Raw genomic sequence first — 12,498 nt, forward strand, 5'->3', positions numbered from 1 at the left:
CGGCGTAAGGCAGGATGGGAAGAACTGTCACCCGATCGAGGGAATCGATGTTCAGCTCCCGCGCCCGTCAGACCACCGCCCTCCTCGGCGCCGCCGTCCTGCTCGCCGCCTGCAGCACCACGCCTGACCAGCAGGAACAGCCGCCCGCCATCGAGGCGCCACCGTCGAGCCGGGTGCCGGAGGGGTCGTTCACCGTGGTCGCGACCGGTGACGTGCTGATCCACCCCGCGCTGACCGACCAGGCCAAGGAGGACGGCGACGGCAAGATCGACTACCGGCCGTTGCTGGCCGGGATCAAACCGCTGATCTCCGGGGCCGACCTCGGCATCTGCCACCTCGAGACCCCGCTCGCGCCGAAGGGCGGCCCCTACAGCGGGTACCCGTCGTTCAGTGCGCCGCCCGAGATCGTCACCGCGCTCAAGGACACCGGGTACGACAACTGCTCGACGGCGTCCAACCACACGATCGACCAGGGGGTCGCCGGTGCGACCCGGACCCTCGACGAACTCGACGAGGCGGGGATCAAGCACACCGGTTCGGCCCGTTCGGCCGAAGAGGCCGAGAAGCCGCTGATCGTCGACGTCAACGGCGTCAAGGTCGCCCAGATCTCGTTCTCCTACGGGTTCAACGGGATCAAGGTGCCCGCCGGTAAACCCTGGCTGGTCAACCAGATCGACGCCGAAGACGTGATCGCCGAGGCCAAGGCCGCGCGGAAGGCCGGCGCCCAGGTCGTCCTCGCGAGCCTGCACTGGGGCACCGAGTACCAGCACGACCCGACCGCCGAGCAGCGATCACTCGCGAAGAAGCTCCTCAGCGACGACTCGATCGACCTGATTATCGGCCACCACGCGCACGTCGTGCAGCCCTTCGAGCGGATCAACGGCAAGTGGGTCGCCTACGGCCTCGGCAACAGCGTCGCCCGGCATTCGGAACCGAAGGGGTCGACCGAACAGGGCGCCGCCGCGCGGTTCCGGTTCGTGCGGGACGGCGAACGCTGGAAGGTCGACAAGGCAGAATACGTCCCGACCCTGGTCCAGCTCGGTCCGCCGATCCGGCTGCTCGACCTGAGCGCGGGGCAGGGCGGCAACGCCGGCGCGGAAGCGCTCAAGGCCACCGACGAGGTCGTCCTCAGCCGCGGCGCGGGTGAACAGGGGCTGACCCGGCCCGCACGCTGACCCGGCGGGACAAGGATGGGCTCTTCCCAGCCCACCCTTGCCTTCCCGCGCCCGCCGTCAATATCGTCGCCGCACCACCAGTTTCGCGAGGGCCGCGAGTTCGGCGCCTGGGCGGGGCACCGGATTCGAGACGGCGAGATGATGCAGCGCGCCGGTCAGGAGCACGTCGGCCTGCTCCTGGCTCCACGTCCGGCCGCCCGCCCGTTCCACCAGCTCCGCCGCGTGGGGCAATTCCGCGGCGTCGAGGTTTTCCTTGCGGTACAAGGCATCCAGTTCTCGCCCGGCGTCCGTCCCGGAGTGGAGCGCGGCCACCACCGGCAAGGACTTCTTCCGGTGGGAAAGATCCGAGTGGACCGGTTTCCCGGTCACCGCCGGATCGCCCCAGATCCCGAGGAGATCGTCGATGTGCTGGAACGCCAGCCCGAGTGCCCTCCCGTACTCGGTCAGCCGGTCGACCTGATCCTGCCTCCCTTCCCCGGCGAGCGCGCCGAGCGTGCAGGACGCCCCGAGCAACGCGCCGGTCTTCCCCTCGGCCATGTGTACGCATTCGGCGGTGTCGACGTCACCGCGTTCCTCGAACTTCAGATCCGCGCTCTGTCCCTCCAGCAGATCGATCACGGCCGTGCTGAGCACGCGCAGCGCGGTCTGCCCGAACGGGGACAGCACCTCGAAGGCCCGGCACAGCAGGGCGTCCCCGGCGAGGATCGCCGCGCCGGTACCGAAAACGGTCCAGGCCGTCGGACGGTGCCGCCGGGTGGTGTCGGAGTCCATCACGTCGTCGTGCAGCAGGGAGAAGTTGTGCACCATCTCCACCGCGACCCCTACCGGGACGGCGATTTCGGCGTCCCCGCCGACGGCCTGCGCCGACAACAGCGCCAGCGCGGGCCGCAAGGCCTTGCCACCATCCGAAGTGGACGATCGGCCGTGCTCGTCCCACCACCCGAAGTGGTAGCCGGCGATGAGCCGCATCGATTCGGGCAGTCCGTCGACGGCCTCGCGCAGAGCCGGGTCGAGCAGGTTCCGGCTCCAGGCCAGCACTTCGACGGCGGGCCGGGCACCGGTATGGGTCTCGATGGTCGTCAACGAACTCCCTTTCGGTCTCGAAGTCGACGGGATGACACAACCGGTGGTCGACCAGGTGAACTGCCGCAACTCAATTCGTGGATACCCATTCGAGTGGAGTGGGTGCAAAGTCAACATAGCAAGCGGTAATGCCCGGACAAACAACTCGATCGGGTCTGCGGAGAGGTTCACCTGTTTGCCGGATGGGCCCGGACGCGTCGTTCCGAGGCGGCCTTTCGGGTGCCGGAGCTGCGGAAAATCTCGGTATGCGGTCGCGGCGGTGACGTCTCGTGGTGGCTGCTCACCCGGTCGTGAAGCCGCGTTCCCCGACTGGTGACGGCCCTTTCCTGCGTGTGCCGGAAATCGTTTCGAATTACGGGAAACTGGGCCGAGAAGGTGATGATCGACTTTGGCTCATCCGCCACCGGTATGAATTGATTCAAGCGACCTTTTCCACTTGTCTCGGCGTGAACTAGTTTCGGCACTCTGCGCACGGAAGGAGTCGAATGGGTATTTACCTGACCGGCATCACTTGGGTCGTCGGCGCGGCGGCCTTGGCTGGATTCGTCGGCTACCTCGTCCGCCGGTTCGGCTGGGACGAAGGACGGCCGGACAACAACGACGCCGCCGGCCAGGTGTTCACCATCGTCGGCGGCCTGCACGCCGTCATGGTGGCGTTCATCCTGATCTCCCTCTTCGACTCCGCGAGCGCCGCGCGCGAAGGTTCGTACCACGAGGCGGACAGCCTGGTCGCCACCGTCTGGGCCGCCGATTCACTGGGGACCGAGGTCAAGGACGAGGTGCGGAAGCTGAGCGCGGCGTACATCGCCACCGTCGAACAGAAGGAATGGCCGCAGATGGCGGGCGGTAAGGAGACCGTCCCCGACATCGGCTGGACGCAGCTCGACCAGTTGCGCAAGGCGATCGACAAGGCTCCAACGGACGACGACTGGATCCGCGAGCGCAAAGCCGAGGCGTCCACCCAGCTCTGGCAGGTCTACGAGGCCCGGCAGGAGCGGCTCAACGCGGTCGAGGGCGGCAAGGTCGGCGGCGTGGTCTGGTTCGCCCTGATCCTCGGCAGCCTCGTCTCGGTGCTGCTGCCCAACCTGTTCGGCGGTACCCGGCTGGCCGCGCACCTGGTGATCGTGTCGACGCTGGCGGGCACGGTCACGTTGCTGCTGTTCGCGATCTACCAGCTGCAGAACCCGTACGGTGGCGGCGTAGGGATCCCGCCCGACGCCTTCACCGCCGCGCTGGCGCGGATCTCTTGAGCCGGTGCGCACCGTGGACGGTGTGACGCGGACGGCGGCGACGGTGGCCGTCGCGGGGCTGGTGGGGGCGTCGGCGCTGCTGGCCCCCATGGCCGCGCGCGCCGCCGAGTCCTGCCTGGTGGTGCAGGCGGAGACCGGGTCGCACGGGAAGTCGAAGCTGCGCTGGATCGACGTCGGCTCGGGGGCCACGTCGAGAGTGACCGATTCGGGTTACCGGCTCAACGCGCTCGGCTACTCCGCGACGCGGGACCGGGTCTTCGGTGTCGCCGAAGGACTCAGCCGTGGCGCGCATGCGGTCACGATCGATCGTGACGGCGACATCCAGGACCTCGGCCCGATCACCCGCGCCGGGAACCGGCTGCCGGTGTGGAGCCCGGTCGCTGGGGTGACCGCCGGCGCGATCGGCGGGAATTCCTGGTATCTGCTCAGGAACGGCACACTGTACACAGTGGACTTGACACCGGGGGAGCGGTACCTGCGGGTGATCAAGACGGTGTTCCTGCGGCCGATCACCCTCGCCCACGACGTCAACGACTTCGCGTACCACAACGGACTGCTCTACGGCGTTTCCACCACCTGGCGCGGAAAAGGCGCAGTGATCACCATCGACCCGGCGTCCGGCAAGGTCCGCGAAGCCGAAGACGCGCGTTTCCCGCCTGCCGACGTCTACGGCTCGGTCGTGCTCGGCCGCGACGGTGCCCTGTACGCCACGGCGAACCGGATCGGCGGGCGCAGCGTGCTCTACCGGCTGGATCGGAGCGGGCAAGTGACCGCGGTGCGTTCGGGACCGCCGCTGGCGGGTTCGGACGCAGCGGGCTGCCTCACCGCGGCCGAGCTCCCCGAACCGCCGAAGCCGGAACCGCCCAAGCCGACACCGACGCCTACGCCGACCCCGGCTCCCACGCCTACTCCGTCTCGCACCCCTTCTCCCAGCGCGAGTCCATCGCCGAGCGCGTCCCCCAGCTCCAGCCCTGGTCCGACGCCGACGCCGACGCCGACGCCTTCGTCGAGTTCGGCGCCCACTCCCACCCCGAAGGTGGTCCCGCCACCCGTCGCCGTGCCGAAGCCGTCTCGTTCGGCGTCGCCGAGGGAACGGAAGGAAGAGGCTGCGGAGACCGATCCGCACGCCCGCACGAAGGAGAAACGGCGGTGGGGATTGACCGCGCTGGTGCTGATCCTCGGTGGTGGCGCGGCGGCGGGTGCCGTCCGGCGGGCCCGGTGAGTCAGTACTTGAACTGGTCGACGTTCTCGCGCGTGATCAGCAGCGGGTCGCCCAGCAGCACGGTCTTCGTGCCTTCCTCGTACTTGATCGCCGGGAGTTCGAGATTGACCTTGTTCGACGGGCCGAGCGGTTTGCCCTCGGCGATCTGCTTACCCGCCCAAGCGGTGAGATAGCCGAGCGATTCGACGTTCCACAGCACCGAAAGCGAAGAGGAACCGTCCAGCAGGTACGGCTTGATCGCCTGCGGCGTCCCGACCCCGACGGTGAAGACGCGGCCGATCTTCTGCTGCGAACGGACCGCCTCGGCGACCCCGGGCGCGGACGTCGTGCACTCGCCGACCAGACCGGTGAGGTCCGGGTACTTGGTCATCAGCTCTTTGGCGAGCGCGGTGGCGGTGTCCTTGTCCTCGCCCGCGTAGACCGTCTCGACGAGCTGCGCTCCGGGATACTGCGAAGCGGTGTAGGCGCGCTGGACGGCGATCCACGCGTTGAGGTTCTCGGCGGTCTCGCCACAGGAGACGATCGCGTACTTGCCCGCGTTCCCCATCTTCTTCATCAACGCGTCGGTGAGCGCCTTTCCGATGCCCTCCGGGGTCGCCTGGTTGACGAACAGTTCGCGATCGGTGCCGGGCGCGTCGGTGTCCGAAGTGATCACGTGGACGCCTTTGGCCCGCGCGTCGGCGATCGCGGGCGCGATCGCCCTTGGATCGTTCGGCGCGATCGCGATGACGTCCACCTGCTGGTCGACGAGGCCGCGCACGATCGAAACCTGCGCCGCGGGGTCCACCGTGGCCGGACCCGTCGAGGACCATTCGACACCGAGCTGTTTCGCCGCGGCCTGCCCGCCGGTGTTCATCGCCTCGAAGTACGGGATGTCCGCGACCTTCGGCACGAACGCGATCCGGATCGGCTTGGCCGCCAGCCCCGCCGGTTCTTCACCGGTGCAGCCGGTCAGCCCGAACACCATGCCCAAAACGAGCACAGTGGCAACGACGAGCGTCTTCGTCGGCCCTCGCATCTCCACCCCATAGTCACGGAACCACTTGAACCCAGCCGATCGGTCTGCGCGCGGTGGAGACCTCCGGCGAAACTAGGGTCTCTGGTTACCCCGGTCAACCGGATGAGCGCAAAGGGTTACGGAAGTGAGTTCATCGACCTGGCCTGATTACCGGGTCGGCCTACGGGGGTGACTTTGGGTGATTGTGGGTGGGGAGCCGGGTAGGTGTCGGTGAGCGGTTGATCGGCGAGTCGGCCGCGAAGCGGGTGATGTGGGCAGGGCCGAGTGGGGAGGATTTGGGACGTTCAACGTCCCAAATCCTCCCCACTCGCCTGGCTTTGAGCTTGATCAACGGAGGATCGGGGACGTTGAGTGTCCCCGATCCTCCGTAGACCGAGGTCCGAGGTCGGCGCCTTCGCGAAGACGTACGAATCGGGACACTGAACGTCCCAGTTCCTACATCGTCGACCATCGAGGGCGCGCTGTCCGTCGCCGGTGGGTCGTGAGTGGCCATTCGGGCTATTGCGGGGTAACGCAAAGGTGTCGGGTCGCAGGGATTCGCTCGCGGCCGTCTCGCGAAGGCCACTTCTGGGACGTCAGGCGTCGCGAAAGTGGCTTTCGCGACGCATCTTGACCATGTGTCCAGCGAGGGCACGCCTCCGGCGTAGCGAAGCGCCCCCCTTCGCAGCCGTACCCTGCCCTCGGTGTTGCGAAAGCCACTTTCGCAACATTGAAGGTTGCGAAAGTGGCTTTCGCAACCTGCCACCTTCGCCTTACCCCTCAACAGAACCCGAATCGCCACTCGCGACCCACCGGACCGAGCACCACCGCCGGGTCAAACGCTCGACAGGTCGATCGCCTTGTCGATCTCCGATGGCATCAGCACCCGCAGGATGCCCTCCAGCAGGTAGTAGTCGCCGTAGGGCAACGAGACCTCGACGCCGTCCTCGGCGCGGCGGTTGCGGGTCCCTCGCGCCATGATCGCGTCGGCGCGGGTGGAGTTCGTGGTCAGGCAGGTGTCGCACAACGCGGTGAGGATCCGGATCGCCGCCTCGCGGTACTGCGGCCGGTTCGTGACCTTCGCGAGGTCGAGCAGGCCGCACGCCATCACGGCGCCGGCGGAGGAGTCCTTGATGTCGTGCGGTGCCTGCGGCGCGAGGTAGTCCCACACCGGCACGTTGTCCGGGGTGAGGGCGCGCAGCGCGAAGTCGGCCAGGCGTTGCGCGGTCCGCAGGAACAGCGGGTCGCCGGAGCGCCGGTACATCGTGGTGAATCCGTAGATCGCCCACGCTTGACCGCGCGACCAGCAGGACGTCGGGCTGTAGCCCTGCACGGTGTTCGGGCCGATCTCGGCGCCCGTGGCCGGGTCGAAGTCGAACACGTGCGGGGTCGAACCGTCCGGGCGCAGGAAAACCCGTTCGGTGGTCTTCGCGTGTGAGACGGCGATGTCGAGGTACTTGCGGTCGCCGGTCTGCTTGCTCGCGAAGGTCAGCAGGTCCAGGTTCATCATCGTGTCGACGATGACCCGGCCGGCGTTGCCCGGGGTGCCGAGCGCGCCCCATGCCCGGATGAACTTTCCTTTTTCGTTGTAGCGCTGGATGAGCGACGCGGCGGCGTTGAGCGCGCCGATGCGCCATTTCTCGTCGCCGGTGAGCCGCCAGCCGGTCACCCACGACGGGTAGAACAGGAATCCGAGGTCGTGGTCCCGCGTCTCGTGCTGTCGCGGCGCGAGTTTTTCCGCCGAGGCCATGGCGAGGGTGCGGAATTGCGGATCGCCGCTGTAGAGCGCGGCGAGCCACAAAGTCCCCGGCCAGAATCCGCCGATCCAGCCGCCGTTCTGCGAATAGGTCCATTTCTCGAACCGGGTGATCTCGGGAAAGGCCGTCACGCCGGGCGCGACGGCCCGCAGTTTGGTCACCGCGTAATCGGCCGTCCGGCGGAAAGTCCTCAGCCCGTTGGCGTCTTGCTCGGCCGCGGTGGCGGCCGGGGTGATCGCGGTGGCCGCGACGGCGGCACTGGCGGCGGTGGTCAACAGGGTTCGCCGGGAAACGCTCACAATGCCCGCCATTCGTCAGTGGGAAATGCGTCACGGGAGTTTCGCACGACGATTACGGACTTGTGAAGAGCATTCACGGTTGTGAATAACCGCGTCACTCAGCGGGACGGATGTTCGCATTATGTCGGAACATATTGTCCGGGTCGTACACCGCCTTGATCGCGGCCGGCCGCGCGTACTTCGCCGTACGCACCCGTAATTGTCGGAACGCGGCAGGAGTTCTTCCCGCAGCGCCGCGCCCGGCCGCGGTCGCGTCGTCGTGCACCGTCGAGAACGTGTCCTGCACAGTGTCGCTGGCCGACGGCCTCGCTCCAGGGCCGCCCGCGCGGGCGAAAGGGCGAAGGCCCGGCGCTATGGGGTGCGCCGGGCCTTCGCGATCAGGAGTGCGTCACGAGCACTTGGGTGCCACCGGCAGGTCCGATCCGGTCTGCAGGTAGGTGTCGGAGATGTAGTGTCCCGGGCCGATCCGGTCCCAGATGTTGCTGGTGCCGAACTTGCCGGTGACGGTCTCGCCCTCGACGTAGCATTCGATGGTGACCTTCGCGTAGTTCGCCGCGAGGCCCTTGATCGCCGCGCTGGTGCTCGCCGAGGCCCGGACGTTCATCGGGTCGCCCGCCGTGCTGACGACACCGGTCGGGCCGGAGCCGGTCCACAGGTAGGAGACGTTGACCCAGCCGTTGTCGGTCATCTTCAGGCCGTCCCAGAAGGTGCCGTCCGCGAGGTCGATACCCGCCGGGTTGGCCACCTTGCGGCCGAACTCGTCCTTGCCGCCGTTGTAGCCGTCCTGGTAGGCGGCCTGCGCTTCGGGCTTGCCCTGCGGTAGGTTCTTCCACATCTGACGGGTGGCCGACGGGTTCCAGTAGTCGTCCTTGGTGTTCCACGGGCCGACGTCCCACACCGGCGCGTATTCGCAGCGGCTGTTGTCGGTGCGGCAGATGCGCACGGTGTAGTTGCCCGTGTTCTTCGGCGCCAGGCCGCGGCCCGAGGGGAGGGCGACGAAGTGGTCGCGGGACTTGATCACGTGCCCGTTGGCCGTGGTTCCGCCGACGAGGCCTTCGCGGGTGCCGTAGACCTTGTACGTCAGCGGGGCGGCGGCCGCGCCGATCGCGTTGACCTGCGGGCCGAGCTCACCCTGGAGGGTGACATCGCTGACCTTCGCGGTCACGCCGTCGTTCACCGTGCGCAGTCCGATGCGGACCTGGACCGTGGAGACCGAAGTGGACAGCTGGGCGGCGCCACCCTCGGTGGGCGTCCATTCGGTCCAGTCGTTGCCGTTGAGCTTGCCGCGGACGGCGACCTCGACCTCGGTGCCCTTCGGCGCGTCGGCGGTCACCTGGGCGGAGACCCGGTTCACCGGCTTCCCGAGCTTCTGCTCGGCCAGCAGCAGGTAGCCCTGGCTGCCGATGGAGTCGGGTTTTCTGTGCCAGGCGGCGTTTTCCAGGCTGAGCACGCCGTCGTCGCTGTGGACGTTGACGTCGTCACCGTCCACAGTGGACAAGTCGGCGCGCCAGCTTCCTTCGGGGGCGGCGTTCGCCGGGCTGGCGGCCAGCGAGGTGACCGCCCCCGATGCCAGCACAGCCAGCACGGCCGCCATCACCCGGCGGGCCTTAACGGTCCGGACCATTCCGGTCTCCCTTCGAGCACTCTCGGTTGCTATGAAGGGAGCTTCGCCGGGTCGTGTACACGATCGATACAAACGCAAGTCGGCACCTGATTGCGGTGGGTGAAACCCGCATTCAGGTGCCGAATTGCGAAAAGGTCAGGCGCTGGCGGAGTCGCCGTAAGAGGCTTCCGCAGATTCCTGCAGACGCGAAGCGAGCGCGGATTCCTGTGGTCGCGCGGAGAGTTCACGCCACAGCGCCAGCGCGCGTTCCGAATACGTCCGCGACCGTTCGGGCTGGCTCAGCGCCTCGTGCAGTTCCCCGAGCAACTGCGACACCTCGGCCTCGGACCGGCGGTCCCCGTTGCGCCGGTGCACGCTCAGCGAATTGACCAGCAGCAGTTGCGCGTGGGCAAGGTCGCCGCTGTGCAGGTACAGCTCGCCGAGGTTCTGGTTCGCGTAGCCGACGCAATGGTCGTCGCCGAGTTCGTTGAAGATCGCGATCGCCCGGTCGACCCGCTCCCGCGCGCCCGCGAGGTTGCCCTGATGCTGCCGCAGCATCGCGAGCCGCTTCAGCGCGTGCGCCTCGCGGTGCCGGTCGCCGATGCGCGCGGACTGTTCGAGCGCCTCGGTGAACCAGCCTTCCGCGTCGGCGTACCGGCGCCGCGCCAGCCACACCGCGCCGATCGCGATCCGCGTGACCGCCTCGCCGTGCGGATCACCGGCCGCCGCGAACTGGTCGAGCGCCGCGTGGCAATGCTCCAGCGCGACGGTGTCCTCGCCTTTGATCCGCAGCACGGTGCCGAGCCCGGCCAGCGCGATCGCCGCGCCCCGCGCGTCGCCGATCTTGTCGAACAGCAGTTGCGACTGCTCGAAGGCGACCAGGGCTTCGGCGTAACTGTCCTGGTAGAGCTGGATCTGCCCGAGGTTGCGCTGGATGATCGCCTCACCGCGGACCTCGCCGGACCGGCGCGCGGCGGCCAGCGCGACGGCGTGCGTGTGCAGCCAGTCGTCCTGGTGCCCGCGCTGGTCGAAGTACGGCGCCAGTGCCGCGGCGAGGCGCCAGGCCAGGGCGTCGAAGCCGAGGTCCGCGGCCAGCGAGACGGCGGCGACGCAGGTGTGCCGTTCGGCGGCGAACCACGCGGCCGGATCCTCGATCAGCTGCGCGGTCCCCGGCGGGAGGGCGGGCTGGACGGCGGTGTCGTCCCGGTAGAGCCCGAAGAAATGGATCGGCAGCCGGTCCGCGGCTTCGACCGCGAGCGCGAGATAACCTTCCAGCACCCGTTTCGTGGCGTCGTGCGCTTTCGCCGGGACGTCCTGCGCGCGTAGTTCGAGGGCGTAACACCGCAACAGGTCATGCAGGCGGTAGCGGGGTTCGCCGGTGCCGTCCGAGCCGCTGAGCTCGACCAGATGGGCGTCCACCAGCACGTCGAGGACGTCTTCACCGTGCGTACGGCCGAGCAGAGCCGCGACCACCCAGCCGGGGAACTGGACCGAGCCGAGTCCGCCGAGGCCGCGGAACGCGGTCGCCGCGGACATCGGCAGCAGGTCGTAGCTGAGGGTGACACTGGCCCGGACGGCGAGATCGCCGACGCGGAGCTCGTCCAATCTTCGTCTCTCGTCCCGAAGCCTGTCCGCCAGCACGCGCAACGTCCAGCCCGGCCGGTGGGTCAGCTTCGCCCCGGCGACCCGGATCGCCAGCGGCAGGTACCCGCAGTGGCGCAGGATCGCGGCCGCGCACTCCGGCTCGGCGGCGACCCTGTCGGTGCCGACGATGCCTTCGAGCAGCGTCGCGGCCTCGGCCTCGGGCAGGAGTTCGACGTCGACCGGGGTGGCCCCGGCCAGATCCGGCATCCGCACCCGGCTGGTGATCAGGACCGCGCAGGAGCCCGCGCCGGGCAGCAGCGGCCGGACCTGGGCCGCGCTGCCGGCGTCGTCGAGCACGACGCACATCCGCAAGGTGGTGAGCCGCGACCGCAGCAACGCCGCTCGTTCGGGAAGCTCACGCGGCAGCCCCGCGTCGGGGACGCCCAACGCGCGGAGCAGCTCGGCGAGCACGGTCATCGGGGGCCGGGGCGAGGACGACGTCCCGGCGAGGTCGACGTGCAGCTGACCGTCCGGGAAATCGTCGCGGACCGCGTGCGCCACCCGGATCGCGACGGAGGACTTGCCGATCCCAGGCGCGCCCGAAAGCACCACGATCGCGGGTTTTCCCTGCTCACGTCGGTCACGGAAGAGGCCGACGAGATCGCCGACCATCCCGTCGCGGCCGGTGAAGTCCGGCAGGTCCAGCGGCAGCTGGCAGACCGGCGCCATCGGCCGGGGGAGGGCGACGGCCACGGCGTCCGGGCTCACGGGCGGCGCCACGATCAGCGAAGCCCGCAGTTCCTTCAGCCGCGGACCCGGTTCCGTGCCGAGTTCGTCGGCCAGCACCTTCTCGGCCGTTTCGTAGGCCTCGATCGCGTCGGCCGTGCGGCCGTCGGCCCGCAACGCGACGATCAGCTGCTGCCAGAGTTCCTCGCGCAGTGGATGTTCGGTGACCAGGCCGCGCAGTTCGGCGACGGCCTCGGCGGTCCGGCCGAGTTCGATCCTGGCCCGTAGCCGCTGTTCCTGGACCGCGAGCCGCAATTCCGTCAGCCTGGCCACGGTCGCGCCCCAGCCGTGGTCGTGGGGAAGGCCTTCGAGTACTTCTCCGCGCCACAGCGCTTCGGCTTGATCCAGCAGGTCGAGAGCGGATTCGGCCTCCCCTCGGCCGAGCGCGGACTGGGCGTGGGCGGCCAATTCGCCGAAGCGGATGTGGTCGATCTCCCCGGGTGTGGCCTTGAGGATGTACCCGGAGGCCCGGCTCCCGATGCGTTCCCCGAGTTCGGGGTCGTGGTCGGCGAGGCGTTTGCGGAGTGAGTGGACGTAGGTGCGGATGTTCGCCGCCGCCGAACGTGGCGCCGACGAAGGCCACAGGACCTCGATCAGGAGTTCGGTGGAGACGACGACGTTGGGCTGGAGCAGGAGAGCGGCCAGCAGGAGGCGCGGTTTGGGGCCGCCGAGCGGCACCACCTGTCCGTCCACCGCCACTTCGAGCGGACCGAGAACGCGAAACCCGAGAATAGTCACCTAA

The 12,498-nt window shown here is 68.7% G+C and carries 9 protein-coding genes; 3 read left to right on the top strand and 6 right to left on the bottom strand.

All coding sequences use genetic code 11. The features are described 5' to 3' along the window. Positions 1 to 47: 47 nt before the first annotated feature. Positions 48 to 1,175 carry a CapA family protein gene (locus DL991_RS19025; RefSeq protein ID WP_125785679.1) on the top strand — a complete coding sequence of 376 codons (1,128 nt, stop codon included), beginning with the start codon at positions 48 to 50 and terminating at the stop codon, positions 1,173 to 1,175. Between the two features lie 57 nt (positions 1,176 to 1,232). Here DL991_RS19025 and DL991_RS19030 read toward each other — a convergent pair whose 3' ends face one another. After that, complete coding sequence (locus tag DL991_RS19030; protein ID WP_125785680.1) at positions 1,233 to 2,258, bottom strand: family 2 encapsulin nanocompartment cargo protein polyprenyl transferase; 1,026 nt, start codon at positions 2,256 to 2,258, stop codon at positions 1,233 to 1,235. A gap of 485 nt (positions 2,259 to 2,743) precedes the next feature. On the opposite strand from DL991_RS19030, the gene DL991_RS19035 reads away from it, so the two are divergent. Both DL991_RS19035 and DL991_RS19040 read left to right on the top strand, forming a co-directional pair. After that, complete coding sequence (locus DL991_RS19035) at positions 2,744 to 3,508, top strand: DUF4239 domain-containing protein (protein WP_125785681.1); 765 nt, start codon at positions 2,744 to 2,746, stop codon at positions 3,506 to 3,508. A gap of 22 nt (positions 3,509 to 3,530) precedes the next feature. Next, entirely contained in the window at positions 3,531 to 4,730 is a 1,200-nt protein-coding gene (locus tag DL991_RS19040; RefSeq protein ID WP_233598902.1) for a serine protease, read from the top strand. A 1-nt stretch (position 4,731) separates the two neighbouring features. Here DL991_RS19040 and DL991_RS19045 read toward each other — a convergent pair whose 3' ends face one another. From DL991_RS19045 to DL991_RS19065, 5 genes are all read right to left on the bottom strand, one after another. After that, entirely contained in the window at positions 4,732 to 5,748 is a 1,017-nt protein-coding gene (locus DL991_RS19045; RefSeq protein ID WP_370306802.1) for an autoinducer 2 ABC transporter substrate-binding protein, read from the bottom strand. Positions 5,749 to 6,562: 814 nt separating this feature from the next. Further along, positions 6,563 to 7,783, bottom strand: coding sequence for a glycoside hydrolase family 88 protein (locus DL991_RS19050; protein WP_125785765.1), 1,221 nt, complete (start codon positions 7,781 to 7,783; stop codon positions 6,563 to 6,565). A gap of 94 nt (positions 7,784 to 7,877) precedes the next feature. Then, entirely contained in the window at positions 7,878 to 8,069 is a 192-nt protein-coding gene (locus DL991_RS43995; protein ID WP_370306805.1) for a BBE domain-containing protein, read from the bottom strand. A 102-nt stretch (positions 8,070 to 8,171) separates the two neighbouring features. Continuing rightward, complete coding sequence (locus DL991_RS19060) at positions 8,172 to 9,407, bottom strand: hypothetical protein (protein ID WP_125785684.1); 1,236 nt, start codon at positions 9,405 to 9,407, stop codon at positions 8,172 to 8,174. Positions 9,408 to 9,542: 135 nt separating this feature from the next. Continuing rightward, positions 9,543 to 12,494 (bottom strand): BTAD domain-containing putative transcriptional regulator, encoded by a 2,952-nt coding sequence (locus tag DL991_RS19065; protein ID WP_125785685.1) that lies wholly within the window; start codon positions 12,492 to 12,494, stop codon positions 9,543 to 9,545. Positions 12,495 to 12,498 lie beyond the last annotated feature (4 nt).

It is taken from the genome of Amycolatopsis sp. WAC 01375, assembly GCF_003947325.1.
Taxonomy (GTDB): Bacteria; Actinomycetota; Actinomycetes; order Mycobacteriales; family Pseudonocardiaceae; genus Amycolatopsis.